The 26,491-nt window shown below is 73.3% G+C and carries 22 protein-coding genes; 11 read left to right on the forward strand and 11 right to left on the reverse strand.

All coding sequences use genetic code 11. The features are described 5' to 3' along the window. Positions 1–6 precede the first annotated feature (6 nt). Together htpX and pspAB are read left to right on the forward strand one after the other, a co-directional pair. A complete protein-coding gene (gene htpX / locus OU787_RS09695; protein WP_030458641.1) occupies positions 7–927 on the forward strand; it encodes a zinc metalloprotease HtpX in 921 nt (306 codons plus the stop codon). 37 nt (positions 928–964) lie between these two features. Continuing rightward, positions 965–1,552 (forward strand): PspA-associated protein PspAB, encoded by a 588-nt coding sequence (gene pspAB / locus OU787_RS09700; RefSeq protein WP_268659112.1) that lies wholly within the window; start codon positions 965–967, stop codon positions 1,550–1,552. Positions 1,553–1,562: 10 nt separating this feature from the next. On the opposite strand, the gene OU787_RS09705 is transcribed toward pspAB, so the two are convergent. Next, on the reverse strand, positions 1,563–2,228 hold the full coding sequence (locus OU787_RS09705; protein WP_268659113.1) for a hypothetical protein: 666 nt from the start codon (positions 2,226–2,228) through the stop codon (positions 1,563–1,565). A 92-nt stretch (positions 2,229–2,320) separates the two neighbouring features. On the opposite strand from OU787_RS09705, the gene OU787_RS09710 reads away from it, so the two are divergent. Both OU787_RS09710 and OU787_RS09715 read left to right on the forward strand, forming a co-directional pair. Then, positions 2,321–3,091 carry a DUF2785 domain-containing protein gene (locus OU787_RS09710; protein ID WP_030458200.1) on the forward strand — a complete coding sequence of 257 codons (771 nt, stop codon included), beginning with the start codon at positions 2,321–2,323 and terminating at the stop codon, positions 3,089–3,091. A gap of 30 nt (positions 3,092–3,121) precedes the next feature. Further along, positions 3,122–3,967: a DUF3097 domain-containing protein gene (locus OU787_RS09715; protein ID WP_030458201.1), complete on the forward strand. Its 846-nt coding sequence runs from the start codon at positions 3,122–3,124 to the stop codon at positions 3,965–3,967. Between the two features lie 15 nt (positions 3,968–3,982). On the opposite strand, the gene OU787_RS09720 is transcribed toward OU787_RS09715, so the two are convergent. The 4 genes from OU787_RS09720 to OU787_RS09735 all read right to left on the reverse strand — a co-directional run bounded on the left by OU787_RS09720 (position 3,983) and on the right by OU787_RS09735 (position 8,767). Beyond that, a complete protein-coding gene (locus OU787_RS09720; protein WP_268659114.1) occupies positions 3,983–4,783 on the reverse strand; it encodes a hypothetical protein in 801 nt (266 codons plus the stop codon). Then, positions 4,780–5,415 (reverse strand): RNA polymerase sigma factor, encoded by a 636-nt coding sequence (locus tag OU787_RS09725; RefSeq protein ID WP_268659115.1) that lies wholly within the window; start codon positions 5,413–5,415, stop codon positions 4,780–4,782. Before OU787_RS09725 ends, OU787_RS09720 begins: the two co-directional genes overlap by 4 nt. Before the next feature lie 139 nt (positions 5,416–5,554). Continuing rightward, the gene (gene hemW / locus OU787_RS09730) at positions 5,555–6,784 is read right to left on the reverse strand and encodes a radical SAM family heme chaperone HemW (protein WP_268659116.1); all 1,230 of its coding nucleotides are present in this window, start codon (positions 6,782–6,784) and stop codon (positions 5,555–5,557) included. 81 nt (positions 6,785–6,865) lie between these two features. Next, positions 6,866–8,767 (reverse strand): AMP-dependent synthetase/ligase, encoded by a 1,902-nt coding sequence (locus OU787_RS09735; protein WP_268659117.1) that lies wholly within the window; start codon positions 8,765–8,767, stop codon positions 6,866–6,868. Between the two features lie 250 nt (positions 8,768–9,017). Between OU787_RS09735 and OU787_RS09740 the strand changes: the two genes are divergently transcribed. The 4 genes from OU787_RS09740 (at position 9,018) to OU787_RS09755 (ending at position 15,007) form a co-directional block, all read left to right on the forward strand. Continuing rightward, positions 9,018–10,751 (forward strand): ABC transporter ATP-binding protein, encoded by a 1,734-nt coding sequence (locus OU787_RS09740; protein WP_081966732.1) that lies wholly within the window; start codon positions 9,018–9,020, stop codon positions 10,749–10,751. Between the two features lie 140 nt (positions 10,752–10,891). Next, positions 10,892–12,790, forward strand: coding sequence for an ABC transporter ATP-binding protein (locus tag OU787_RS09745; protein WP_030458207.1), 1,899 nt, complete (start codon positions 10,892–10,894; stop codon positions 12,788–12,790). Between the two features lie 127 nt (positions 12,791–12,917). Next, positions 12,918–13,835 carry an RNA polymerase sigma factor SigJ gene (gene sigJ / locus OU787_RS09750; RefSeq protein ID WP_268659118.1) on the forward strand — a complete coding sequence of 306 codons (918 nt, stop codon included), beginning with the start codon at positions 12,918–12,920 and terminating at the stop codon, positions 13,833–13,835. Positions 13,836–13,936: 101 nt separating this feature from the next. After that, on the forward strand, positions 13,937–15,007 hold the full coding sequence (locus OU787_RS09755) for an NAD(P)/FAD-dependent oxidoreductase (protein WP_123555736.1): 1,071 nt from the start codon (positions 13,937–13,939) through the stop codon (positions 15,005–15,007). 145 nt (positions 15,008–15,152) lie between these two features. On the opposite strand, the gene lepA is transcribed toward OU787_RS09755, so the two are convergent. Beyond that, entirely contained in the window at positions 15,153–17,021 is a 1,869-nt protein-coding gene (gene lepA, locus OU787_RS09760) for a translation elongation factor 4 (RefSeq protein ID WP_030458210.1), read from the reverse strand. Positions 17,022–17,125: 104 nt separating this feature from the next. On the opposite strand from lepA, the gene OU787_RS09765 reads away from it, so the two are divergent. Together OU787_RS09765 and rpsT are read left to right on the forward strand one after the other, a co-directional pair. After that, complete coding sequence (locus tag OU787_RS09765; RefSeq protein ID WP_268659119.1) at positions 17,126–17,431, forward strand: antibiotic biosynthesis monooxygenase family protein; 306 nt, start codon at positions 17,126–17,128, stop codon at positions 17,429–17,431. A 212-nt stretch (positions 17,432–17,643) separates the two neighbouring features. Further along, complete coding sequence (rpsT, locus tag OU787_RS09770; protein ID WP_030458212.1) at positions 17,644–17,907, forward strand: 30S ribosomal protein S20; 264 nt, start codon at positions 17,644–17,646, stop codon at positions 17,905–17,907. Positions 17,908–18,421: 514 nt separating this feature from the next. On the opposite strand, the gene holA is transcribed toward rpsT, so the two are convergent. Beyond that, the gene (holA, locus tag OU787_RS09775) at positions 18,422–19,417 is read right to left on the reverse strand and encodes a DNA polymerase III subunit delta (protein WP_268659120.1); all 996 of its coding nucleotides are present in this window, start codon (positions 19,415–19,417) and stop codon (positions 18,422–18,424) included. A gap of 178 nt (positions 19,418–19,595) precedes the next feature. Here holA and OU787_RS09780 point away from each other — a divergent pair, with 178 nt between their 5' ends. Next, on the forward strand, positions 19,596–19,859 hold the full coding sequence (locus OU787_RS09780) for a hypothetical protein (protein ID WP_030458214.1): 264 nt from the start codon (positions 19,596–19,598) through the stop codon (positions 19,857–19,859). 119 nt (positions 19,860–19,978) lie between these two features. Here OU787_RS09780 and OU787_RS09785 read toward each other — a convergent pair whose 3' ends face one another. The 4 genes from OU787_RS09785 to OU787_RS09800 form a co-directional block, all read right to left on the reverse strand. Continuing rightward, positions 19,979–22,729: a ComEC/Rec2 family competence protein gene (locus OU787_RS09785; RefSeq protein WP_268659121.1), complete on the reverse strand. Its 2,751-nt coding sequence runs from the start codon at positions 22,727–22,729 to the stop codon at positions 19,979–19,981. Positions 22,730–23,169: 440 nt separating this feature from the next. Next, complete coding sequence (locus OU787_RS09790; protein ID WP_268659122.1) at positions 23,170–24,420, reverse strand: helix-hairpin-helix domain-containing protein; 1,251 nt, start codon at positions 24,418–24,420, stop codon at positions 23,170–23,172. A gap of 112 nt (positions 24,421–24,532) precedes the next feature. Next, the gene (locus tag OU787_RS09795; RefSeq protein WP_268659123.1) at positions 24,533–25,480 is read right to left on the reverse strand and encodes a DegV family protein; all 948 of its coding nucleotides are present in this window, start codon (positions 25,478–25,480) and stop codon (positions 24,533–24,535) included. Positions 25,481–25,598: 118 nt separating this feature from the next. Next, positions 25,599–26,381, reverse strand: coding sequence for a hypothetical protein (locus tag OU787_RS09800; RefSeq protein WP_030458218.1), 783 nt, complete (start codon positions 26,379–26,381; stop codon positions 25,599–25,601). Positions 26,382–26,491 lie beyond the last annotated feature (110 nt).

Below are 26,491 nucleotides of genomic sequence, written 5' to 3' on the forward strand. Positions count from 1 at the left end.
GCAGCGATGTCGGCGCCACAGCACTCCCGGTTCACCCCCGACCGCGGCCTGACCGGCCGGATGGTCACCACCATGTTCCTGATCGGGCTGGTCTACGTCGGCTTCACCGGCCTGCTGATCGTGCTGCTGCGCGGCGCCTGGCCGCTGGTGGTGCTGATCTCCGGCGGCCTGTTCGTCGCCCAGTTCTGGTTCTCCGACAAGATCACCGAGCGGGCGATGGGCGCCCACCAAGTCACCCCCGAGCAGTACCCGCAGCTGCACGGCGCGGTCGACCGGCTCTGCGCGCTGGCCGACATGCCCAAACCCCGGGTCGCGGTCGCCGACAACGACATGCCCAACGCCTTCGCCACCGGCCGCAACCCGCAGAACGCGGTGGTCTGCGTGACCACCGGCCTGCTGCGCCGGCTCGAACCGGAGGAACTGGAGGGCGTGCTGGCCCACGAGCTGTCGCACGTCGCGCACCGGGACGTCGCGGTGATGACGGTGGCCGGGTTCCTCGGCGTGCTGGCCGGCGCGATGACCAGGATCGCCTTCTACAGCGGGATGATGGGCGGCGGCAACCGCAACAGCAACGACCAGAACGCGGCGATCGCCATGGTGCTGATCCCGCTGGCCTCGATGGTGGTGTACGCGATCAGCTTCCTGCTGACCAGGCTGCTCTCCCGCTACCGCGAACTGGCCGCCGACCGCGCCGCCGCCCAGCTGACCGGCCGGCCCGCCGCGCTGGCCTCGGCCCTGACCAAGGTGACCGGGCAGATCGGCGCCATCCCCACCAAGGACCTGCGGCAGGCCCAGCCGTACAACGCCTTCTACTTCGCCCCGGCGCTGAGCGCCAAGGAGACCGCCTCCCGGCTGCTGTCCACCCACCCGTCGCTGGAGCAGCGGCTGGCCCAGCTGCGGAAGGTCTCCGACGAGCTCGGGCACTGAGCCCGCCACCACCGACCACCAGTGAGGAGCCTTCCGCGTGGGATTCCTGGACGCCCTGTTCGGCCGGACCAAGCCCGTGAAGCCCGACCTCGACCAGCTGTTCGGCATCCCGTCGGCGGCGCTCACCCTGCAGGCCGCCAAGGGGTTCACCCCGACCGGCCTCGGCTCGGTGTGCTTCGCCGCGGTCGAGGGCGCCGCCTTCACCGAGGTCCAGCAGCAGGTGAAGGCGCTGCTGGACGCGGACACCGGGCACGGCGGCGTCCCCGTCGAGGCCTCCCGGGACGCCTACGGGTACTCCTGGCTGCTGGCCCGGCACACCCCGGACGAACTGCCCGACCTGGTCAACGACCTGCACGCGGTCAACAGCGAGCTGGAGGCCAACGGCTTCGGCCCGCAGCTGCTCTGCTCGCTGGTCGCCTTCCGGGACGCCGAGGGCCGCTCGCTGGCCCTGGTGTACCTGTACAAGCGCGGCACCTTCTACCCGATGTGCAAGGTCGCCGGGCAGGAGAAGCGGGACAACCCGCTGGAGATCGAGGTCTCCAACCTGCTCCGCAACGACCTGCGGGTCGAGTCGGACCTGTCCCGCTGGTTCCCGGTCTGGGGCGCCCCGGGCATCGAGGACTGAGCGCCCGGCCTCATTCCCCGGCCGCGTCCCGGTAGGCGGCGACCGCCGCCCCGAGCACCACCGGCAGCTCCGCCGACTCCCGCTCGCCGCCGCTCTCCTGCACCACCAGCAGCACGTCGCCGCTGCGCACCACCGCCGTCCGGTCGATCCAGGTCGGGCCGCCGCCGCCGGTCGCCCGCCGGGTGACCCGCAGCAGCAGCCCGTCCCCCAGCGGTTCGACGGCCACCGTCCGCTCGCTCCCGCTCCCGGCGACCACCGCGGTACCGGCCGCGGCGCACCGCAGCGCCGCGGCCCGGAGGTCGGCCAGCACCCGGCCGGCCCGCCCCGGCGGGTAGCGCTCCAGCGACTCCCGGCCCGACCAGCCCCGGTCCCGGCCGCCCGCCGGGACGCGCTCCAGCCCCACCGCGACGTCCTCCAGCGGCGGGGCGTGCCGGGTCAGGAAGGACCCGGTGTCGAACTCCCCGCAGTCCACCGCCACCAGCGGCCCCGGACTCGCCCCGCCCCCCGCTGCCCCGGTCGTGGCCAGGCCCGCCGCCCCCGCCCGCAGCACGTACCCCGGCGGCAGCCGCTCCGCACTCAGCAGCAGGTCCCGCAACCGCCCCGGCCGCTGCTCCCCGCCCCGCCCCGCACACCCACCCCCACCCAGCACCACCCCGACGGCCACCACCCCCGCCACCCACCCCCGCCCACGCACCGATCCCCCGTTCGCCGTCCCCACCCCGCAATATCCCACGCACCGACCGGGCGGGGCACCTAGGGTGATCGACCGTGATCGACTGGACCGCCCTCGCCGACCGCGACCCCACCGACGCCGAACTGTCCGCCGTCAGCGCGGCGCTGCGCTCGCCCGACCCGGCGGAGCGCGACGGGCGCGCCTACCCCCGGCTGGTCGGCTGGGTGCCCGGGCTGCCGGAGGAGCGCCGGCTCGCGCTCGGCGACGCGATGGCGGCCCGCTTCGAGGACACCGAGGTCCAGGCGCGGACGTTCGCCCCGCTGGTGCTGGCCGCCGTCGTGCGCACCGGCACCCTGCGGCCCGCGTGGCCGGCCGCCTTCGCCCGCTGGTACCCGGCCGAGACCGACCTGCGCGGCCACCACCCCGAGCTGGGCTGGCTGCACGCCGTCGCGCACGGCGCGGACCTGCTCGCCGCGTTCGGGCAGCACCCGGAGGTCGACCCCGAGCCGCTGACCGCGCTCGGCGCGGCCCGGCTGCTCGCCCCGACCGGCCACGTCTTCGACGCGATGGAGGACGACCGCCTCGGCCACGCGCTCGCGCTGACCCTGACCCGGCCGGAGCTGACGGAGCGCCAGGCGGTCGGCTGGCTGGACGCGGTGGCCGAGGTGTTCGCCACCGGGGAGCCCGGGCCGGTGCCCGCCGAGGTCTCCAACACCCTGCGCACCCTGCGGGTGGTGCACCTGCTGGCGGTGCGCGGCGTGCGCCCGCGCTGGGGCGCGCCGCAGGTGCGGGCGCTGCCGCACGGCGCGGCGGTCGGCGGGCGGATCGCCGAGGTGCTAGCGGTGGCGGCGCCGTACGCGGGTTGACGGGCTGTCGGCTTCCGTAGACTGCCGCCCATGCGGAGCAGGGAGTACGGGCCGGATCTGACCCCGCCGTGGAAGCGGCAGCAGGCGGCGCCGGAGGTGGCGGCGGAGCGGGACCTGGTGGTGGAGGAGGCGGCGACCGGGTTCTGCGGGGCGGTGGTGCGCTGCGAGCGGACCGCGGAGGGGTTCACCGTCACGTTGGAGGACCGGTTCGGCAAGCACCGGGTGTTCCCGCTGGTGCCGCGCGGGTTCCTGCTGGAGGGGCGGGTGGTGACGCTGGTGCGGCCCGTCGCCGCGGCTCCGGCGCCGCCGCGCGGGCCGGGGCGCACCGCGTCGGGGTCGGTCGCGGTGCCGGGGGCCCGGGCCCGGGTGGCGCGGGAGTCGCGGATCTACGTCGAGGGCCGGCACGACGCCGAGCTGGTCGAGCGGGTCTGGGGCGACGACCTGCGGGTCGAGGGCGTGGTGGTGGAGTACCTGGAGGGCGTGGACGACCTGCCCGCCATCGTCGACTCCTTCGCCCCCGGCCCCGGCCGCCGACTGGGCGTGCTGGTCGACCACCTGCTGCCCGGCACCAAGGAGCACCGGATCGCCGAGCGGGTGACCGGCGACCACGTGCTGGTCGTCGGCCACCCGTACGTGGACGTCTGGCAGGCCGTCAAGCCGTCCGCCCTGGGCATCCCCGCCTGGCCCGCGGTGCCGCGCGGCGAGGTCTGGAAGGAGGGGGTGTGCCGCCGGCTGGGCTGGCCGGTGGACACCCCCGCGGCCTGGCGGCGGATCCTCGCCGCGGTCGACGGCTGGAAGGACCTGGAGCCGGAACTGCTCGGCCGGGTCGAGGAGTTGATCGACTTCGTCACGCTGCCCGGCGCGGACGGGTCCTGAGCCGCCGGGCCGGACCTAGCCCAGGATCCGGCCGCCCGGGCTGCCGGACGGGGTCGGGATCCCGGTGCCGGAGGGGACGGGCGCGGTCGGGACCGGGGTCGCCCCACCGGAGGGGACGCCCGACGGGGGTGCGTCGGACGGGACCGGGACGGGACTCTGCCGGCTCACCTCCGTGCCCCGCAGCGCGGGCAGGCAGGCGGGCACCGTGTCGACCACCGTGGCGTTGAAGACCCACGCCCCGGGCGAGTCGGCGTCGTAGGACCAGAACCGCAGCAGCACCGTCGCACCGGCCGGGATCCGGCTGGGGTCGATCCGCTCCGCGGCGTGGTCGCCCGGTTCGCTCCGGACCGCGGCCGGGGCCCGCGACGGCTGGTCGGGGGCGTCCGGGCAGTGGTCGTCGGCGGTGCCCTGCACGTGCTTGAGCCCGGCCGCCTTGACGCCGTGCCCCCGTAGCTCGGCGACCATGTCGGACAGCCCGGTCGGGTCGCGCAGTTCGAGCAGGAAGGTGCCGTCGGACTCCTCGGTGACCGCGTAGGCCGCGTTGCCGCCCTGCCCACCGCCGAGCACGGCGGGCAGCACCACGGCGGTGGCGACGGCCGCCGCGCCGACCGCGAGGGCGGCCGGCAGCGGGCGGCGCAGCAGCGCGCGGCGCGGGGCGGGGACGGTGGCGGCGCTCCCCACGGTGCTCCCCGCGGTGCTCCCGGCGGCGCGCTCGGTCGTGCGCTCAGCGGTGCGCTCGGCGGCCATGGCGATCAGTTCCTCACCGAGCCTGCGCTCGAAGGCGGCGGTGGACGGGGTGCGGTCGGTGCTGGTCACGAGGTCACCTCGAGCATCGGTTCGGTCTTGGCGGCCCGGCGGAGCGGCGGCTCCGGGGCCGGGCGGGCGGCCTCGGGCCCGGCGCCCAGCCGGCGGCGGGCGCGGTGCATCCGCACCCGGACGGTGGCCTGGGAGATGCCGAGGGCCTGGGCGGCCTCGGCGGTGCTCAGGCCGTCCATGACGACCAGGTCGAGCACCTCGCGCAGCGGGGCGCTGAGCCCGGCGTGCCGCTGCGCGAGGTCGCGGACGGCGCGCTCGGCGTCGATCCGCTCCTCCAGGGCGAGGATGTCCTCCTCGGCGAGCAGCCGGCGGCCCTGGAGGCGGCCGAGCGCGCGGCGTTCGCGGTCGTCGCCCCGGCGGTGTCCGGCGATGGTGTGGCGGGCGATGCCGTACAGCCAGCCGATCGCGCTGCCGCGCTCGGGGCGGTAGCCGTCGGCGGCCTCCAGGGCGGCGACGAAGATGTCGGCGGTCAGGTCGGCGGCCAGGTGCGGGTCGCTGACCCGGCGGGTGACGAAGCCGAGCACCGCGTCGACGTGCTGGTGGTAGAACGCGCCGAAGCCGTCCGGTGCGGTCAGTTCCGGCGGGCGGTCCTCGGGACTCGCGGCGCGGCGCTGCCGCTGGGGTGTGCGCATGCGTCCCTCCTCGGTCGGGGAACCCCGTGCGGTTCCTCCACCGAGTACTTGGCCGCAGCGCGCCGGACCGTTTCACCCCGTCCCGGCACCGCCCGGCCCGCCCCCGTGCCCGGCCCCCGTACCTTGCCCGCCGCCGCCGTCAGTCGACCAGGTCGCGGACCACCCCGTCCGCCAGCAGCCGCCCGCGCAGGGTCAGCGCGGCCCGGCCGGCCGCGTACGGTCCGGGTTCCAGCAGGCCGTCGGCGAGGGCCCGGTCGGCGGCGGCGCGGCCGGCGGCGGTGAGCAGGTCGAGCGGGCAGCCCTCGGCGAGGCGCAGTTCGAGCAGGATGCGTTCGACCCGGCGGTCCTCGTCGGCGAGCACTTCGCGGCCGAGCGCGGGGGTGCGGCCCTCGGCGAGGGCCTGGGCGTACGCGGCCGGGTGCTTGGCGTTCCACCAGCGGACGCCGCCGACGTGGCTGTGCGCGCCGGGGCCGGCGCCCCACCAGTCGGCGCCGGTCCAGTACAGCTCGTTGTGGCGGCAGCGACCCTCGGGGGTGGTGGCCCAGTTGGAGACCTCGTACCAGTGGTAGCCGGCGGCGGCGAGCGCCTGATCGGCCATCAGGTAGCGGTCGGCGTGCACGTCGTCGTCGATCATCGGCAGTTCGCCGCGCTTGACCCGGGCGGCCAGCCGGGTGCCGTCCTCGACGATCAGCGAGTAGGCGGAGACGTGGTCCGGTCCGGCGCCGATGGCGGCGTCCAGCGAGGCCTGCCAGTCCTGGTCGGACTCGCCGGGGGTGCCGTAGATCAGGTCGAGGTTGACGTGCTCGAAGCCGGCCGCGCGGGCCTCGGCGACGCAGGCCTCGGGGCGGCCGGGGGTGTGGTGGCGGTCGAGCAGGGCGAGCACGTGCGGGCGGGCGCTCTGCATGCCGAAGGAGATCCGGTTGTAGCCGCCCTCGCGCAGTTCGGCCAGGTACGCCGGGTCGACGGACTCGGGGTTGGCCTCGGTGGTGACCTCGGCGCCGGGGGCGAGCCCGAACTCCTCGCGCAGCGCGGCCAGCATCCGCACCAGGTCGCGGGCGGGCAGCAGGGTGGGGGTGCCGCCGCCGAGGAAGACCGTCCCGACCGGCAGCTCGGTGTCGCCGAGGACGCGGCGGGCCAGCCGGATCTCGGCGATCACGTTGTCCGCGTAGGTCTCCTGCGAGGCGACCGCGCCGGAGGAGCGCAGCTCGGTGGCGGTGTAGGTGTTGAAGTCGCAGTAGCCGCAGCGGCTGGCGCAGTACGGCACGTGCAGGTAGAAGCCGAACGGCCGCGCGCCGAGTCCGTGCAGGGCGGGGGCGGGCAGCGAGCCGTCGGACGGCACGGGTTCGCCGTCGGGGAGTGCGGAGGGCATGCGCCCATTGTCCGGTAGCGGCCGGCGAAACCCGAAAGGGGTCCGACGGCCGCACCGGACGGGCCGGGCGGCGGAGGCCGCTCAGGCCTCGTTGGCGCCCGCGTACATCGCGCTGACCTCGTCGGCGTACGTCCGCTCGACCACCGGGCGCTTGATCTTCAGGCTCGGGGTGAGTTCGCCGTGCTCGATGTCCAGGTCGCGCGGGAGCAGCGCGAACTTCTTGATCGTCTGCCAGCGCTGCAGCTCGCCGTTGAGGCGCTCGACGAAGCCGTCGATCAGTTCGACGGTGGCCGGGTCGGCGACCACCTCGGCGTACGGCTTGCCGGCCAGGCCGTGCTCGGCGGCCCACGGCATGATCACCGCCTCGTCCAGGCCGATCAGCGCGGTGCAGTAGTTGCGGCCGTTGCCGATCACCAGGATGTTGCTGACGAACGGGCAGATCGCCTTGAACTTGCCCTCGACCTCGCTGGGCGCGACGTACTTGCCGCCGGAGGTCTTGAACATGTCCTTCTTGCGGTCGGTGATCCGCAGGTAGCCGCCCTCGCCGAGCTCGCCGATGTCGCCGGTGTGGAACCAGCCGTCCGGCTCCAGCACCTCGGCGGTCTGCTCGGGCATCTCGTGGTAGCCGCGCATGACGCCCGGGCCGCGCAGCAGGATCTCGCCGTCCTCGGCGATCCGCACCTCGGTACCGGGCAGCGGCAGGCCGACGGTGCCGACCCGGAAGTCCTCGGCCCGGTTGACGGTGGAGCCGGCCGAGGTCTCGGTCAGGCCGTAGCCCTCCAGCACCGGGACGCCCGCGCCCTTGAAGAAGTAGCCGATCTCCGGCGCCAGGGCCGCGCTGCCGGAGACCGCGCCGCGCAGCCGGCCGCCGAACGCCGCCCGGATCTTGGTGTACACCAGCTTGTCGGCCAGCGAGTGCTGCAGCCGCAGGCCCAGCGGGGCGCTCTCCCGCCCGGTGGCGACCTTGCTGGCCTGGACGGTCTGCGCGTACTGGCGGGCCACCCCGGCCGCCCACAGGAAGATCTTGTACTTGGCGCCGCCCTCGGCCCGGGCCTTGCCCGCGATGCCGTTGTAGACCTTCTCGAAGATCCGCGGCGCGGAGGCCATCAGGGTCGGGCGGATCACCGGCAGGTTGTGGATGATCCGGTCCACCCGGCCGTCCACCGCCATCACGTGGCCGGTGGCGATCTGGCCGGAGATCAGCGTCTTGCCGAACACGTGCGACAGCGGCAGCCACATGAACTGCACGTCGTCCGCGCGCAGCAGCCCGCTCTCCTCCTGCGCCACGCCCTCGTACGCCCAGCAGTCGTGCACCAGGCGCACGCCCTTGGGGCGGCCGGTGGTGCCGGAGGTGTAGATCAGGGTGGCGAGCTGCTCCTTGTCGAGCGAGTCGACGGCCTTCTGCACCGCGTCGGGGTGCTCGGCCAGGTGCGCGGCGCCGCGCTCCTCCAGCTCGGCCAGGGTGAGCACGGTCAGGCCGTCGGCCTGCGGGGCGCCGCCGGCCGGGGCGTCGAACAGGACCACCCACTCCAGCTCGGGCAGCGCGGCCTTCTGCTCGGCGGCCTTGCGCAGCTGGCCCTCGTTCTCGGCGAACAGCGCGCGGCTGCCGGAGTTGGCCAGGATGAACGCGGTCTCGTCGGCGTTGGTGCTCGGGTAGACGGTGGTGGTGGCGGCGCCGGCGCACATGTTGCCGAGGTCGGCGAGGATCCACTCGATCCGGGTGGCGGAGGCGATCGCCACCCGGTCCTCGGCCCGGATGCCCAGCGCCATCAGGCCGGCCGCCACCGCGGTGATCCGCCGGTGGGCCTGCGCCCAGGTCAGCGAGCGCCACTGCTCGGCGCCGGGGGTGCTGTCCGCGGCCTGCTCGTCCACCGGAACCGGGTACCGGTAGGCCTCACCGTTCGGGGTGGCCTTTACCCTGCTGAGCAAAAGGTGCGCCACGGAGGGCGGACGCCGCTCGATCATGGACTGCGCGGAACTCAACGAGGACCTCCGGGGGCGGGTGGACCGAGAGTGGGCGGACACCGGCCGTGGGGGCGGCCGGCCACCGACTTAACCGGTGAGTAACAAGAGGGCACCAGCAGCCTAGGGGGTGGAAAGCCGATCCGTAAGGGGGTGGCGCGGGCTGGCACGCTCCCCGGTCGGCAGTGCAGGACCCGTCCGGACGTGAAGCTTTCCCACAGGTACCCGAAATCGGGATGCGCTCATCCCCTTCGCAGACGAGAGTGTCACGGTGCTTTTCAGACTCCTACGTGCCCATCTGGGCCCCTATTCCAGGGACATCACCCTGCTGGTGCTGCTCCAACTGGTGTCCACCATCGGCATGCTCTACCTGCCGACGCTGAACGCGGACATCATCGACAGCGGCGTGCTCAAGGGCGACACCGGCTACATCCTCCGGGTCGGCGCGGTCATGGTCGGCGTGTCGCTGGCCCAGGCCGCCTGTTCGATCGGCGCGGTCTACTACGGCGCGCGCACCGCCATGTCCATCGGCCGGGACATCCGCTCCGCGGTGTTCTCCCGGGTGCAGGACTTCTCCGCCCGCGAGCTCAACCAGTTCGGCGCGCCCTCGCTGATCACCCGCACCACCAACGACGTCCAGCAGGTCCAGATGCTGGCCCTGATGACCTTCACCCTGATGGTCGCCGCGCCGATCATGTGCGTCGGCGGCGTGGTCATGGCGCTGAACCAGGACGTGCCGCTGTCCGGCCTGCTGCTCGCCGTGGTCCCCGCGCTGGGCCTGGTGGTCACCGTGCTGGTCTCCAGGATGCGCCCGCAGTTCCGCGGCATGCAGACCCGGATCGACGCGGTCAACCGGATCATGCGCGAGCAGATCACCGGCATCCGGGTCATCCGGGCCTTCGTCAAGGACGACCACGAGAAGCAGCGCTTCACCGGCGCCAACGGCGAGCTCGCCGACTACTCGCTGCGGGTCGGTCGGCTGATGTCGCTGATGTTCCCGATCGTGATGGGCGTCGTGAACGTCTCCAGCGTCGCGGTCTTCTGGTTCGGCGCGCACCGCATCAACAGCGGCGGGATGCAGATCGGCGCGCTCACCGCGTTCCTCACCTACCTGATGCAGATCCTGATGAGCGTCATGATGGCCACCTTCATGTTCATGATGGTGCCGCGCGCCGAGGTCTGCGCCGAACGCATCCAGGAGGTGCTGGACACCGAGTCCAGCGTCGTGCCGCCGCTGCACCCGGTCACCGAGCTGCGCGCCCGCGGCACCCTGGAGCTGCGCGGCGTCGACTTCCGCTACCCCGGCGCCGAGGCGCCCGTGCTGCGCGGCGTCGACCTGACCGCCCGGCCCGGCGAGACCACCGCCGTCATCGGCTCCACCGGCTCCGGCAAGACCACCCTGCTCGGGCTGGTCCCCCGGCTGTTCGACGCCACCGGCGGCGAGGTCCTGATCGACGGCGTGGACGTCCGCGAGCTCGACCCGCGGAAGCTGTCCGAGATCATCGGGCTGGTCCCGCAGAAGCCGTACCTGTTCTCCGGCACCGTCGCCTCCAACCTGCGCTACGGCAAGCCCGAGGCCACCGACGAGGAGCTCTGGCAGGCGCTGGAGACCGCCCAGGCCAAGGACTTCGTGCAGAAGTTCCCCGAGGGCCTGGACGCCCCGATCGCCCAGGGCGGCACCAACGTCTCCGGCGGCCAGCGCCAGCGCCTGGCGATCGCCCGCGCGCTGGTCCGCCGGCCCGAGATCTACCTGTTCGACGACTCCTTCTCTGCCCTCGACTACGCCACCGACGCCCGGCTGCGCGCCGCGCTCTCCCGGGAGACCGGGGACGCCACCGTGGTGATCGTCGCCCAGCGGGTCTCCACCATCCGCGACGCCGACCGCATCATCGTCCTCGACGAGGGCGCCGTCGTCGGCACCGGCACCCACCAGGAGCTGATGGCCGGCAATCCGACGTACCGGGAGATCGTGCTCTCCCAGCTCACCGAGCAGGAGGCGGCGTGACCACCCCCGACAAGCCCGACCTGTCCAAGTCCGCGGCCGCGGCCTCGGCCGACGGGGCCGCCGAGGCGCCCGAGGCGCCCGAGCCGTCCGGTTCGCAGGAGGCGGCGGCCCGGCGCGGCGGCGGCGGTCCGGGCCGGTTCATGGGCGCGCAGGGCACCGAGAAGTCCAAGGACTTCGGCGGCTCCGCCAAGCGCCTGCTCGGCCTGCTCGGCCCCGAGCGCAAGCTGCTGCTCACCGTGCTCGGCCTGGGCGCGCTCTCCGTCGGCTGCGCGGTGGCCGGCCCCCGGGTGCTCGGCAAGGCCACCGACCTGATCGTCGCCGGGGCCACCGGTCCGCGCTTCGCGGGCGCCCCCAGCAAGCAGGCCGTCCTGGACGGGCTGCGCGCCAAGGGCGAGGGCAACATCGCCGACCTGCTCTCCTCGATCGACTTCACGCCCGGCCGGGGCATGGACTTCGGCGCCATCGGCGGCATCCTGCTCTGGGTGCTGGGCATCTACCTGGTGGCCGTCCTGTTCGGCATCCTCCAGGGCCGGCTGGCCGCGCTGGCGATCAACCGGACGGTGTTCCGGCTGCGCGAGGAGGTCGAGGCGAAGCTGTCCCGGCTGCCGCTCAGCTACTTCGACCGCCAGCCGCGCGGCGAGGTGCTCAGCCGGGTCACCAACGACATCGACAACATCAACCAGTCCATGCAGCAGACCATGGGCCAGGTGGTGAACTCGCTGCTCACCATCGTCGGCGTGCTGGCGATGATGTTCTGGATCTCGCCGCTGCTGGCGGTGATCGCGCTGATCTCGGTGCCGGTCTCGGTGGTGGTCGCCACCAAGGTCGGCAAGCGCGCCCAGCCGCAGTTCATCAAGCAGTGGGGCTCCACCGGCAAGCTCAACGCGCACATCGAGGAGATGTTCACCGGGCACAGCCTGGTGAAGGTCTTCGGCCGCCAGCAGGAGGCCGCGGAGCTCTTCGACAAGGAGAACCAGGCGCTCTACGAGGCGTCCTTCCGGGCGCAGTTCATCTCGGGCATCATCCAGCCCGCGATGATGCTGGTCGGCAACATCAACTACGTGCTGGTCGCGGTGGTCGGCGGCCTGCGGGTGGCCTCCGGCGCGCTGTCCATCGGCGACGTGCAGGCGTTCATCCAGTACTCCCGGCAGTTCAGCCAGCCGCTCAGCCAGGTCGCCTCGATGGCCAACCTGGTGCAGTCCGGCGTCGCCTCCGCCGAGCGGGTCTTCGAACTGCTGGACGCCGAGGAGCAGTCCCCCGAGCCGCAGCACCCCGAGCACCCCGCCGAGGTCCGCGGCCGGGTCGCGTTCGAGGACGTCTCCTTCCGCTACGACCCCGACAAGCCGCTCATCGACGGGCTGTCCCTGAAGGTCGAGCCCGGCCACACGGTGGCCATCGTCGGCCCGACCGGCGCCGGCAAGACCACCATGGTCAACCTGCTGATGCGGTTCTACGAGGTCAGCGGCGGCCGGATCACCCTGGACGGGGTGGACATCGCCGCGATGTCCCGCGAGGAACTGCGCTCCGGCATCGGCATGGTGCTCCAGGACACCTGGCTGTTCGGCGGCACCATCGCCGAGAACATCGCCTACGGCGCGGAGAGCGCCACCCGCGAACAGGTGGTCGCGGCCGCGAGGGCCGCCCACGTCGACCGCTTCGTGCGGACCCTGCCCGAGGGCTACGACACCGTCCTGGACGACGAGGGCACCGGCGTCAGCGCGGGCGAGAAGCAGCTGATCACCATCGCCCGGGCCTTCCTCGCCCAGCCCTCGATCCTGGTCCTCGACGAGGCCACCAGCTCCGTCGACACCCGCACCGAGGTCCTGATCCAGCGCGCCATGGCCGAACTGCGCACCGGCCGCACCAGTTTCGTGATCGCCCACCGCCTCTCCACCATCCGGGACGCCGACGTGATCCTGGTGATGGAGAACGGCTCGATCGTCGAACAGGGCACCCACGACGAGCTGATCGCCGCGGACGGCGCCTACGCGCGCCTCTACCAGGCCCAGTTCGCCCAGGCGGTGGCCGAGGTCGACTGACCCCGCACCGCCCGCCGCGCCGGGGGAGGTCCGCCACGGGGCGGGCCTCCCCCGGCGTTTCCCGTCCGCTGACGCCGGGTCACGCACCGGACGCGGCGGCCCCCGTACGGCGCGCTACCGTGGGCGGGTGGCCGATCCGACTCCCGCCCTCACCCGCCGTCCCGGCCCCGGACCCGCCGGGCCGGTGGACGCCTTCCAGACCGAGCGCCGCTACCTGGGCGCGGTGGCCTACCGGCTGCTGGGCTCGGTCACGGACGCCGAGGACGTGCTCCAGGACGCCTGGCTGCGCTGGCAGTCCGCCGACCGCTCGACGGTCTCCGACCCGCGCGCGTACCTGACCACGGTGGTCACCCGGCTCTGCTACGACCAGCTGGGCTCGGCCCGGGCCCGCCGGGAGGCGTACGTCGGCGAGTGGCTGCCGGAACCGGTGCTCACCGCCGCGGACTCCCCCGCCGAACAGGCCGAGCTGGGCGAGGCGGTGTCGGTGGCGATGCTGGCGGTGATGGAGCAGCTGACCCCGGCCGAGCGGGCGGCGTTCGTGCTGCACGACGTGTTCGCGGTCGGCTTCGACGAGATCGCCCCGGCCCTGGACCGCTCCCCCGAGGCCGCCCGCAAGCTCGCCTCCCGGGCCCGCCGCCGGGTCCGCGACGGCGGTCGGCACGGGCCGGTCGACCCGGCCGAGCACCACCGGGTGGTGACGGCGTTCATCGCCGCGGCCACCGGCGGCGACCTGGCCGCGCTGATGGAGCTGCTCGACCCCGAGGTGGCCTGGCACGCCGACGGCGGCGGCATCGTCAACGCGGTGCGCCGCCCGGTGTTCGGCGCGCTCCGGGTGGCCCGGCTGCTGCGCAAGCTCACCACCCGCGTGGTCGACCCGGAGCACCCGCTGCTGCCGGCCACGGTCAACGGCGAGACCGGCGCGCTCTGGTACGCGGCGCCCGGCACGGTCGGCTGCGTGATGGCGTTCACCGTCGCGAACGGCCGGATCACCGCCGCGTACGTGATGGTCAACCCGGAGAAGCTGGGGCACCTCGCGGCGGAGTGACCCGGCCGGCTGCGGTGTGACCCGGCTCACGGTCACACCCGTCCGGGCTGCCCCGTCCCCCTTCCAGAACCGCCACCGGCGGGGTCACGGAGGAGGACGAGATGACCGGCAAGCACATCGTGGTGATCGGCGCGGGCTACGCGGGGCTGTCCGCCGCCGCCGGGATCGGCCGCGGGCCGGACCGGGTCACCCTGGTCGCCCCCGAGCAGCGCTTCGCCCACCGCGTCCGGCAGCACGAGATCGCCGCGGGCCGGACGGTGGCCCGCCCCGAGATCGCCCGCGTGCTGCGCGGCCGCCGGGTCGCCCACCGGGCCACCCGGGCCGTCGGGATCGACCTGGACGCCCGCGAGGTGCGCACCGAGGACGGCGGGCGGCTGGCCTACGACACCCTGGTGTACGCGCTCGGCAGCCGCACCGCCTGGGGCGGCGTCCCGGGGGCCGCCGAGCACGCGTACTCGGCGGAGCGCGCCGAGGAACTGCGCCGCCGCCTCGCCGGGGCCCCCGCGCCCGGCACCGTCGCGGTGGTCGGCGGCGGCCCGACCGGCATCGAACTGGCCACCGAACTGGCCGAGGCGTACCCGGCCTGGCAGGTCCGGCTGGTCGCCGCCGGCCGGGTCGGCGGCTGGCTGTCGGCACGCGGCCGGGCGCACGTCCTGGCGGTGCTCGGCCGCCTCGGGGTGCGGGTCGACGAGGAGCACCGGGTCACCGCCGTCACCGCGGACGGGCTGACCTGCCCGGACGGGGACGTCCCGGCGCAGGTGGTGGTGTGGGCCGCCTCGCTGGAGCCGCACCCGCTGGCCGCCGAGTCCGGCCTGGCCGTCAACGCCCGCGGCCGCGCCCTGGTGGACGACCACCTGCGCTCGCTCTCGCACCCCGACGTGTACGTGATCGGCGACGCCGCCGCCGTCGACCTGCCCGGCACCGGCGAACTCCGGATGGCCTGCGCCACCGCCATGCCGCAGGGCCGCTACCTGGCGAAGCTGCTCACCGGCCGCACCGGCAAGCCGTTCTCGTTCCGCTACGTCACCCAGTGCCTGAGCCTGGGGCGCGGCGAGGCGCTGGTGCAGCTGATCCACGGCGACGACTCGATGCGGCCCCGGGTGCTGACCGGCCCGGCCGGCCGGCTGGTCAAGGCCGGCATCGTCAAGGGCCTGCCGCTGTCGCTGCGCTGACCGCCGGCGGCGGGCCGAGTGCCGTCACTGCGCCGGGTCCGTCGCTGCGCCGAGTCCGTCGCTGTCGGACGGCGGCGGGCCGGACGGCGGCGGGCCGGCACCCCTCGTCAGGGGTGCCGGCCCGCCGGCGTGGACCGCTCCAGAGCTACTTCTTCTCCTTCGGGGCCTCCGCGTCCGTCGACAGCGCGGCGATGAAGGCCTCCTGCGGGACCTCCACCCGGCCGACCATCTTCATCCGCTTCTTGCCTTCCTTCTGCTTCTCCAACAGCTTGCGCTTGCGCGAGATGTCACCGCCGTAGCACTTGGCGAGGACGTCCTTGCGGATCGCCCGGACCGTCTCGCGGGCGATCACCCGGGAGCCGATCGCGGCCTGGATCGGCACCTCGAACTGCTGGCGCGGGATCAGCTTCTGCAGCTTGCCGGCCATCATCACGCCGTAGTTGTAGGCCTTGTCCTTGTGCACGATCGCGGAGAACGCGTCCACCGCGTCGCCGTGCAGCAGGATGTCGACCTTGACCAGGTTGGCGGACTGCTCGCCGATGGGCTCGTAGTCGAGCGAGGCGTAGCCGCGGGTCTTGGACTTCAGCTGGTCGAAGAAGTCGAAGACGATCTCGGCCAGCGGGAGGGTGTAGCGCAGCTCCACCCGGTCCTCGGAGAGGTAGTCCATGCCCTGCAGGGTGCCGCGGCGGGACTGGCAGAGCTCCATGATCGCGCCGACGAACTCGTTCGGGGCGAGGATGGTGCCGCGCACCACCGGCTCGTACACCTCGGCGATCTTGCCGGTGGGGAACTCGCTCGGGTTGGTGACGGTGTGCTCGGTGCCGTCCTCCATGATCACCCGGTAGATCACGTTCGGGGCGGTGGAGATCAGGTCGAGGTTGAACTCGCGCTCCAGGCGCTCCCGGATGATCTCCAGGTGCAGCAGGCCGAGGAAGCCGCAGCGGTAGCCGAAGCCGAGCGCAACCGAGGTCTCCGGCTCGTAGACCAGCGCCGCGTCGTTCAGCCGCAGCTTGTCCAGGGCGTCGCGGAGCAGCGGGTAGTCCGAGCCGTCCAGCGGGTAGAGGCCGGAGAACACCATCGGGCGCGGGTCCTTGTAGCCGCCGAGGGCCTCGGTGGCGCCCTTGTTCTGCGAGGTGATGGTGTCGCCGACCTTGGACTGCCGGACGTCCTTCACACCGGTGATGATGTAGCCCACCTCGCCGACGCCGAGGCCGTCGGCGACCTTCGGCTCCGGCGAGATGACGCCGATCTCCAGCAGCTCGTGGGTCGCGCCGGTGGACATCATGGCGATCCGCTCGCGCTTGGTGAGCTGGCCGTCCACCACTCGCACGTAGGTGACCACGCCGCGGTAGGCGTCGTACACCGAGTCGAAGATCATCGCGCGGGCCGGGGCGTCCTTGCGCCCGACCGGAGCCGGGATCTTCTCGACCACGTGGTCGAGCAGGTCCTCGACGCCGAGGCCGGTCTTGGCGGAGACCTTCAGCACGTCGTTCGGGTCGCAGCCGATGATGTGCGCGATCTCGGCGGCGTACTTCTCCGGCTGGGCGGCCGGCAGGTCGATCTTGTTGAGCACCGGGATGATCGTGAGGTCGTTCTCCAGCGCCAGGTACAGGTTGGCGAGGGTCTGCGCCTCGATGCCCTGGGCGGCGTCGACGACCAGGATGGTTCCCTCGCAGGCCGCGAGGGAGCGGGACACCTCGTACGTGAAGTCCACGTGGCCGGGGGTGTCGATCATGTTGAGGATGTGCGTCGTGCCCGCGTGCTCACCGGACCGCGGCGCCCACGGGAGGCGGACGGCCTGGGACTTGATGGTGATGCCGCGCTCGCGCTCGATGTCCATCCGGTCGAGGTACTGGGCGCGCATCTGCCGGGGGTCCACCACGCCGGTGATCTGCAGCATCCGGTCGGCGAGCGTCGACTTGCCGTGGTCGATGTGGGCGATGATGCAGAAGTTGCGAATCACCGCCGGGTCAGTACGGCTGGGCTCTGGCACGTTGCTGGGGGTCGCGGGCACCTTGGTCCGATTTCTGATCCGATCAATAATGGTTCCGTCCATCCTCCCATGCCGAACGACCCTCGGGCCTTCCCGCCCGAGCGGGTGTGCGGGACGATCGCCGCATGATCTTGGAAAGCGCCCTGCTCGACGTCCGCCCCGGCCAGGAGCAGGACTTCCTCGCCGCCTTCGCCGAGGCCCGCCCGCTGATCGCCGCCCAGCACGGCTTCCGCTCCCTCGAACTGCGCCGCTGCCTGGACGGGGGGCGCACCTCGCGCTTCCTGCTCCAGGTCGGCTGGGACACCCTGGAGGACCACACCGAGGGCTTCCGCCGCTCCCCCGAGTACGCGCGCTGGCGCGAACTGCTGCACCGCTTCTACGACCCGTTCCCGGCCGTCGAGCACTACGGCGAGCCGCTGCTCACCGCCTGACGGCCCGTCGGCCGCCGGGCCGGCGACCGGGCCCGCCCCCAGGCCCGCGACAGGGCCTGCGGCAGGGACCGGCGGTCCGGTTTGGGCGGGCCGGGACGCCCCTGGTAGCGTGGGCCGCTGCACTCCGCCCTCGGCATGCCCTCTCAGCTGCCCGAGCGGCAACCGGGGTGCGACCCGTCGTAGCAACGATTCACACAGACTGAGGCTCTTTCGTGGCGAACATCAAGTCCCAGATCAAGCGCAACAAGACCAACGAGAAGGCGCGCCTGCGCAACAAGGCCGTCAAGTCCTCGCTGAAGACCGCCCTGCGCAAGGCCCGCGAGGCCGCTGCCGCCGGTGAGTCCGAGAAGGCCACCGAGCTGGCCCGCGCCGCCTCCAAGGCCCTCGACAAGGCCGTGAGCAAGGGCGTCATCCACAAGAACCAGGCCGCCAACAAGAAGTCCGCGATCACCAAGCGCGTCAACGCCGCTGCCTGATCCGGCTTCCCCGGTACGGCCCGCCGTACCCCGGTGCCACCCGGCACCACCCGGTCGACACGGACCCGCGGCCCTCTACCCGCCCCGCCGACCACCCGCTCCCGGCAATCCGGCCCTCTACCCGGATCCCGACGAGCCGCACGACCCGTACCGCACGCGGCCTGCGTTCGCCACGCGGGTGCGGTACACCAGCTTCACAGTGCGAGCGCCCGTCCACGGGCCCGCACCCTCCACTGCCCGCCCGGGCCTCCCGGGCGGGCAGTCGGCGTTCCAGCCCCCCTCCTCCGCCTCCCGCTCCGGAGCCGGGGGAACGGGCAACGGGCGTCAGCCCGGTACAGGCGCGGAACCGGCCCGCCCGACGCACGAGGGGACCGCCCGCTCCCTCCCGAAACGGGACCCCTTCCGGAACCGGGGGACTGCCCGCCTCCACCTCCGCCTCCGCCAAGATCCAGCGGCAGAGCCCCCGCGTGAAGCCTTGCTGCTCACCCTGGCGCTAATTGCTAATTGCTAGGTGCTAGTAGGAGCGGGACCCGGCCCGGGAGGCCCGGGCGACCGCGACGACGGCGCGTTCCAGCGCGTACGCGGGGTCGTCGGACCCGCCCTTCACCGCGGCGTCGGCCTGGGCGACGGCGGTCAGCGCGGCGGCCACGCCGTCGCCCGTCCAGCCGCGCATCTGCTGGCGCACCCGGTCGACCTTCCACGGCGGCATGCCCAGTTCGCGCGCCAGGTCGCCGGGCCGCAGGTTGCGGCCCGCGGAGGCGAGCCGGCCGATGCTGCGGACGCCGGAGGCGAGGGCGTAGGTGATGCCGGTCGGCGGCTGACCGACCGCTAGGGCCCAGCGCAGCCGCTCCAGGGCTTCGGCGGCCCGGCCGGTCACCGCGAGGTCGGCCACCTCGAAGCCGGTCGCCTCGGCGCGGCCGCTGTAGTACTTGGCGACCGCCGTCTCGTCGATCGGGCCCTCGACGTCGGCGGTCAACTGGCTGCACGCGGCCGACAGTTCCCGCAGGTCGCTGCCCAGAGAGTCCAGCAGCGCCTGGCAGGCCTCGGGGCTGGCCGCCCGCCCCAGGGTGCGGAACTCGTTGCGGATGAAGGCCAGTTTCTCGTTCGCCTTGGTGAGCTTCGCACAGGCGACCTCCCGGGCGCCCGTCTTCTTCGCCGCGTCCAGCAGGCCCTTGCCCTTGGCGCCGCCCGCGTGCACCAGCACCATGATCACTTCTTCGGCGGGCGACTCCAGGTAGGCCTTGACCTCCTTGACCGAGTCGGCCGAGAGGTCCTGCGCGGCCCTGACCACGATGACCTTCCGCTCCGCGAAGAGCGAGGGCGTGGTGAGCTCCGCCAACTGCCCCGGCTGCAAGCCGCCCGGCGCGAGGTCCCGGACGTCCGTCTCCGGGTCCGCCGCCCGTGCCGCCGCCACCACCTCGGCCACCGCGCGGTCCAGCAGCAGCTCTTCCTGGCCGACCGCAACGGTCAGCGGGGCGAGCAGGTCGTCGGGTGCACTCTTCCTGGCCATCGCCTACCAGGATCGCATGCCGCGCCGACAGCCCCTCACTCCACATCCCCGTCCCGCACCTCACCGGACACCTCTCTTCCTTACCTCCCCGCACCCTTTCCCTCAGCCCTTCGCGCACCGCCCACCGAGGAAGCGGGGGCGGTGCCGGGCGGGCTGCGGGGCCGAGGACAATGACGACGTGATCGAGAACAATGACCGTCAGTTGCTCGTCCTCCCCGACCGCGATGCGGCGGAGGAGGTCGCTGAGGAGTTGAGCGCGCGCTGGCCCGAACTGGGCGACGTCGAGGTGGTCCGGGACTCCCTCGCCGGGGAGGACGACGCCGAGGACGCCCAGTGGCTGGTGGTGGTCGAGGCCCCCGAGGAGGACGGCTGGACCCCCCAACTGCTGACCGCACTCGACCAGCTCGTCGCCGAGCAGGACGGGTGGCGGGAGCAGGGCTGACACTCCTCCGCCCCGCCCACCGAGCCCTTCCCTCCTCACTCCTGGCCCCGCCCGAACGAGGTTCCGCACCCGATCGGGCGGGCGTTTGCGTTCCGGACCGCTTTCCGGCTGCGCACCGGTCAACCCCGGCCCTGGTGCAGGTGGGTCGCCACGGCCAGGGACTGCGCGTCGCCCAGCACCGCGATGTCCCCGGAACGGTCGGTCCTGACCACCGTCGCACCGAGCGCCTTCAGCCCCGCCACGGTCTGGGGCGCCGGATGCCCGTACGAGTTGCCGGCGCCGCAGGAGATCAGAGCCAGCCGCGGACGGAGCGCGGCCATCAGCGACCAGTCCTGGTTGGCCGATCCGTGGTGCGCCACCTTGAGGACGTCCACCCTCCCCACCCCCGGCGGCCCGGGTCCGCTCCGCACCACACCCCGATCGGCACCCCCGCCCACCCTCGCAGAGCCCACACCCCCACCGCCCTTTCCATCCATGGAAGTTGACATCTCATCTCCGGATCCACGAACCGCCGCCGAGGACGAGGACGGTAGCCCGAGTGCCAGCACGGCGGCCTGGGCCGGGGGTTCCAGGTCTCCGAGCAGGGCGACGCGCAACGGGGCTGCTGGCGGGCCGAGTTCGGCGAGGACCGCGATGCTGGAGTTGTTCGGCCCCTCGGCCTCGGCGGGCAGGGGCGAAGTGGGCCACAGGACCTCCCAGGTGAGTTCGGCTCCGGCAGTGCGGCGTTCGCCCCGCTGCGCGTGCACCACCGGAATGCCGGCGGCGGCCGCCCAGCGGAGCACCCGGGGACGTTCGCCGTTCGACTCCTCCGAGGTGGTCACCTCGATCGCCCCGACCGACCGGCCGCGCAGCACGCCGGGGATGCCTTCCGCGTGGTCGGCGTGGAAGTGGGTGAGCAGCAGCAGCGGGACTCTGGTGACGCCGAGCCCCCGCAGGCAGGCGTCGGCCGTCTTGGGATCGGGCCCGGCGTCCACCACCACGGCGCTGCCCGGCCCGACGGGCAGAACCGTCATGTCGCCCTGCCCGATGTCGCACATCGCCAACCGCCAGCCCGAGGCGGGCCATCCGGTTGCCAGCCGGACGACGGAGGGCGGGCGCAGCAGCACCACTGGCAGCAGCAGCGCGACCGCGAGCGCCACCAGTACCCTCGTCCGCCGGTGCCGGAACCGGCGGCCGGCCAGCAGCGGCGGCACCGCCCAGGCCAGCGAGACGATGACCACGATCAGCAGGATCGCGCCGAACGAACCTGCGGGCCAGGCAAGTTCGGCTCCCGGAAGTTCCGCTCCGCGCCGTGCGACCGCGGCCAGCCATCCGACTGGCAGCGCTGCGAGGTCCGCCAGGAACTCTGCGGCGCCCTTCGAGAGGGGCGCGACCACGAGGGCCCCGAACCCGAGCAGGGTGGCCGGGGCGACCGCGATCTCGGCCAGCAGGTTGCACGGCACCCCGACCAGGCTGATCCGGGGCGCGAGCAGCACGGTGACCGGCGAACAGAACGCCTGCGCTGCGGCGGTGGCGCCGACCGCCGACGCCAGGTGGTGCGGCCAGCGACGCGCCCGAAGTGCCGCCGTCCATCTCGGGCCGAGCACCAGTAGCCCGGCGGTGGCCAACGTGGAGAGCAGGAAACCGTACGAGCGGGCCAGGTACGGGTCGAGCAGGATCAGGATCAGTACCGCTCCGGCCAGTGCGGGGACGCCTCTTCGCGGTCGGCCGGTGGCGAGTGCCAGCAGGCCGATCAGCCCGGTGGCTGCGGCTCTGAGCACGCTCGGGTCGGGCCGGCAGACGGTGACGAACGCCAGCGTCAGCACGGTCCCCAGCAGCGCCGTGGTGCGGAACGAGAGGCCCAGCAGTCCGGCCAGACCGCCGCGGCCGGGGGCGTCGGGTTCGCTGGAGGTACCGCCGACCAGGACGGCCAGGACGATCGCCAGGTTGGCGCCGCTCACCGCGACCAGGTGGCCGAGGTCGGTGGCCCGGAACGCGTCCGACAGGTCTTCGGGCAGCCGGGACACGTCGCCCACCACCAGCCCGGGGAACAGCCCTCGGGTGTCCGGCGGCAAGTGGTCGCAGGCGTCCCGGAGCCCTTTGCGGAGGCGGGCCGCGAGCCGCTGCGGAAGGTTCGGCGGGGTGACGACGCGCGGCTGCCCCTGCGGGGCGAGCAGCGCCGCGCTGTCGATCCGGGACCGCCCTCCCGACGCACCGGCCACCGGTGGCCGCTCCGACAGCACTTCTGCTTGTAGTTCCAACTCGGTGGAGGGGATCAACTGCCGCCATGGATAGTCCTCCTGGGAGCGGATCAGCAGGGTGACGGGCGTACGGGTGGCGACGGGCGTCGGCGGGGAGCCGTTGCCGGGGTGAGGGGAAGTACGGACTCGGGTGACGAGGGCGGGGACGGTGAGGGTCGGTCTGGACAGGGAACTGCCCTGGGTGTGCGAGCCGTGCTGTTTCGGGTCGCCCGTGACGGTCAGCTCGACGGTGATCTCAGGGTTGGCAGGCTTCTCCTCCTTCGGTTGCACCGGCCCGATCCGTCCGTCGCCATCGGCCCGTTGTCCGGCCGCGACGGGCAGCGCGGCCGGGTGGGCCAGTGCGGGCAACGGACCACGGTGCAGGTCCGCGGTGTGCAGGACGGTGGTGGTGGCTGCCGTGGCGGCGGTCAGCAGGACTGCGGCGGTCAGGCGGTGGATCGAACGGCGGGGTCCTTTCGTGGCGAGCAGGGCGAGGGAGGCGACTGCGGCTGCCAGAGCGGCCATGAGCAGCGAGGGGTGTCGCCCCGGGTCCAGAACGAGAACGGCGGAGGTCACTGCCCATGCGGTGCAGGCCGGGAGGAGCAGTCGGTAGTCGGTGCGCTGGTGGGCGGCGGCAGGTGCGGCCGGCATCGAAGCTCCTCCCCTCGGCACGGCGGTAGTCGGCAACGGTTGGCGGGATGGTTCGCAAGGTGATGGCGACGCTTCTCCTGGTGCGATCTCCTTCACAAGAGCGGTGGTTGACGCCCGTCGGCGGACGGAGGCGGTGTTGTCGGCCGCTGGGCGGCGAAGTGGTGTGCGGCGGCCTCGCCCGCAGGGGGCGGGGCCCGGACAGAGCGCGGGCGGGACGGGACGGGCCGCCCCGCACGCAGGGGAGCAGAAGGCTGGCGTTGCCTGGCGAGTTGAGAGCGGGAGCAGACCGGGCAGGGGCGGCGGATCCGGTTCTCACTCCTCGGCCGGGAGGCGGTGGGTTCCCCGGCCTGGCGGGCGGTTCGGTGCGGTGACGCGGCAGGTGCGCTGGAGCCTCCTTCGCGTTCTCGGGACGGTGGCCTGGGCTTGGCGGAAGCAGTTGGTCAGAGGGTCAGGAGCGGTTTGAGGTCTTCGTACTTCCGCGGGCCGATGCCGGGAACGTGGCGGAGCTGGTCGAGGGATTGGAAGGGGCCGTGGGCGAGGCGGTACTGGAGGATGCGCTGGGCCAGCGCGGGGCCCACGCCGGGGAGTGAGTCGAGCTGGTCCGCGTTGGCCCGGTTGAGGCTCACGGGGCCTGCGGGGCCGGCTGTCGCCGCAACGCCGGGAGGGGGGTCGGTCCCGACGAGGATCTGTTCCCCGTCGGTCAGTGGCCGGGCGAGGTTGAGGAAGCTGGTGTCGGTGTCGGGGAGCGGCCCGCCGGCGGCGGCCAGGGCATCGGCGACCCTCGAACCCGCGGGGAGGGTTCGTAGGCCGGGATGCTGGACTTTCCCGCCGATGTCGATGACCAGGGACGGTCCGGTCGGTTGAAGTGCTGGGGCTCCCTCCGTGGTTCGGTCGGAAACGGATTCGGCAATGGCGATGGCCGGGACGGCAACGGGGTGCGGTCGGCCGAGCCAGAAGTGCTGGACGGCGTAGCCGGTGGCGAGAACTAGCAGCACGGTCAGACCGAGCACGGCCCGGCGGTCCAGGGCGAACGCGCCAGGGAGGCGGAACCGCAAGGGCAGTTTCGGCGGGGCGGGGTGAGACACGGTGGCGGAGTTCGGGGTCGGCGGGGGTTCGGATGGCGAAGGGTCCAGGCCCGGTCGTGGGCCGGGTCTGCTGTCGCCGGGGAGGTCGGGCACGGCCGGCTGCTCCGGCGAGGCGGCATCGTCCGGGGCAGCGTCGTTCGAGGTCGGCATGCCGCCGGGCGGATCTCGTTCCGGCGGGGAACCAGGTCGACTGCGCCTCCTGGCTGGTGCGGTGTCGACGGCAAGGCCGAGGTCCACGGGTTCATGGGTGACGGCTGGTGCCGTACGCCCGGGGTGCGCGGGCGCGCCGTATATCTCGAGGAGTCGCGGGGCCGACAGGGCCGGCGACGGGTCGGTGTTCGACGGCACTGGTGCGTTCGCCCGTGCTGCGCCGGGTGGTTCGACAGCCCAGTCGGCGCCGTCCTCGTGCTCCGGCAGCTCTGCCGGAACGGTCTCCAGATCGTGCGCCGGTTCCGGCAGCCCGCCGTCCGCGCCGTCTGAAGGGATGTCGAGTGCGAGGAGGCCGGGATCGGTGGACAGGTCTGCCGGGAGGATCCGGTCGAGGCGGGCTCGGGCGGTTGCGGTGGTCAGGCGACGACGGGCTTGGGGTGTGGTGATGGTCCTCATGGCGAGGACAGTAGAACGGTGCTGACGACCCGTCGGAGAATTCGCCCGCCCCTGTGGATAACTCCGGCCTGTGGATAACTCTTGTCACTCGAACGAGTGATTCAGGCCGGATTCAGTGCGGCGACACGATGACCGGGGACACCACGACGGCCAGCAGGCCGGGGCCGACGTGCGCGCCGATGACAGCACCGACCTCGCTGACGTAGAGCTCCCTCAGCCCGGGCACCCGCTCCCGCAGCCGTTCTGCCAGTGGCTCGGCCCGATGTGCGGCGGCCAGGTGGTGAACGGTGATGTCCACCGGCTGTTGCGCCGCCCGCTCGACAGCGATCTCCTCCAGCCGGGCGATCGCCCGGGAGGCTGTACGGACCTTCTCCAACGGCTCGATCCGCCCGCCGGAGAGGTGCAGCAGCGGTTTGACCGCCAGCGCGGAGCCGACCAACGCCTGGGCAGTGCCGATCCGGCCCCCGCGCCGCAGGTGCTCCAAGGTGTCGACGTAGAAGAAACCGGCGGTACCGGCAGCCCGGGCCTCGGCGGAGGCGACCACCAGGTCGAGGTCCGCCGCAGCAGCATCGGCATCCGCAGCCACAGCCCCATCGCGACCGCCGCCGTCCCCGTCCCCGGACACCGAACCTGCGCGGGCCGCTTCCAGGGCCGCGACCGACTCGGCAGCGGCCAGCACGCAGCCGCCCAGGGCCATCCCGACGAGCCGGCTGTCGACCACCCGGACCGGGATCGGTGCTGCGGCAGCCGCCAGCTGGGCGGCCTCCACCGTGCCGGAGAGTTCGGCCGACAAGTGGATCGAGACGACGCCGTGCGCACCGGCCTCGGCGGCCGCCCGGTAGGCGGCCGCGAAGGTCTCGGGGCTGGGGCGGGACGTCGTCACCCGCTGCTTGGAGCGCAGGGCTTCGGCAACGTCCTTCGGGGAGATCTCGACGCCTTCGGCGAAGACCTCGTCACCCACCGCGACGCTGAGCGGTACCACCTGGATTCGGTACCGGTCCACCGCCTGCTGGGGCAGATATGCGGTGGAATCCGTGACAAGTGCGAGGTGGCCGGGCATGTGCCGGAGGTTACCCGCCGCAAGGCCGTGAGGACAGCACTCGATATTCGGTGGTTTTCCCCCGGAGGCGGAGGGTAACTTCTCCGAGCACGGACAGCGACCGACTCGTGACGCGGGGTCAGGGGCGGTTGGGTCCTGCCGGGTTCGGCTTGCGGAGGCGGTCGGCGAGGCGGGAGAGCGGCTCGGCGGCCAGTCCGAGCAGTTCCTCGGCGCTGGTCGGGCGGCCGGTGCCCAGTCCCTTGCGGCGGTCGGCGGGCTCCTCCGCAGAAGCGGAGGCCGTGCCAGGGGAGCCCGTTGCGTGGGCGGCGGCCGAAGCGGATTCGGGGCCGTCGGCAGCGCTGGGGTCGGCAGGGGTCCAGTGGCGGAGGGCGCCGGCCTCGTCCTGGCACTCCTTGCCGAGGCGGGCGAGTTCGTCGTCGGCGAAGCGGCGCATCCGGTCCTGGGCGGCCCAACGCAGGGAGTCCGCGGAGTGGGTGATCCGTTCGGTGCGCTCACGCAGTTCGGGGAGTTTGGCGGTGACCCGGCTGCTCATCGGCTCCCGCTCCAGCATGCGGAGTTCGGCGTCGAGCTCCGCGGCGTGCGAGTCGAGGCGGGCGAGGAGCTGGAGCGCGTCGCCGAGCTGACCGTCCTGCGGGAGGCCGGATTCCAGAACCTGACGGGTGGAGTCCAGCCCGGTGCGCAGGGACAGCCGGAGCGCGGCGATCCGACCCTGCTCGCCCGGCCTGGTGAGGCTCTTCGCCTTCAGGGCCGCGTTCTCCACCGCCCGCTGGGCGTTGGTGCTGTGCCGGTCGACCTTGGCCGCCACCGCCTTCGCCGCCTTCACCGTTCCGACCACGGCCATCACCAGCAGCGTCACCCCGAACAGCGCGACCAGCGCCACCACCACACCGAGCGCTTCCATCGGGAGCCCACCTTCCGCCCGTGACCGACCCTGGACCGCCCGGTGCGGTCCGCTTGTCCGCCGGACTTCCACCGTAGCCCGGAGCGGCGTCCGGCAGCAGGCCGTGGACG

Source organism: Kitasatospora sp. YST-16 (assembly GCF_026802215.1).
In the GTDB taxonomy this organism is placed as follows: domain Bacteria; phylum Actinomycetota; class Actinomycetes; order Streptomycetales; family Streptomycetaceae; genus Kitasatospora; species Kitasatospora cineracea.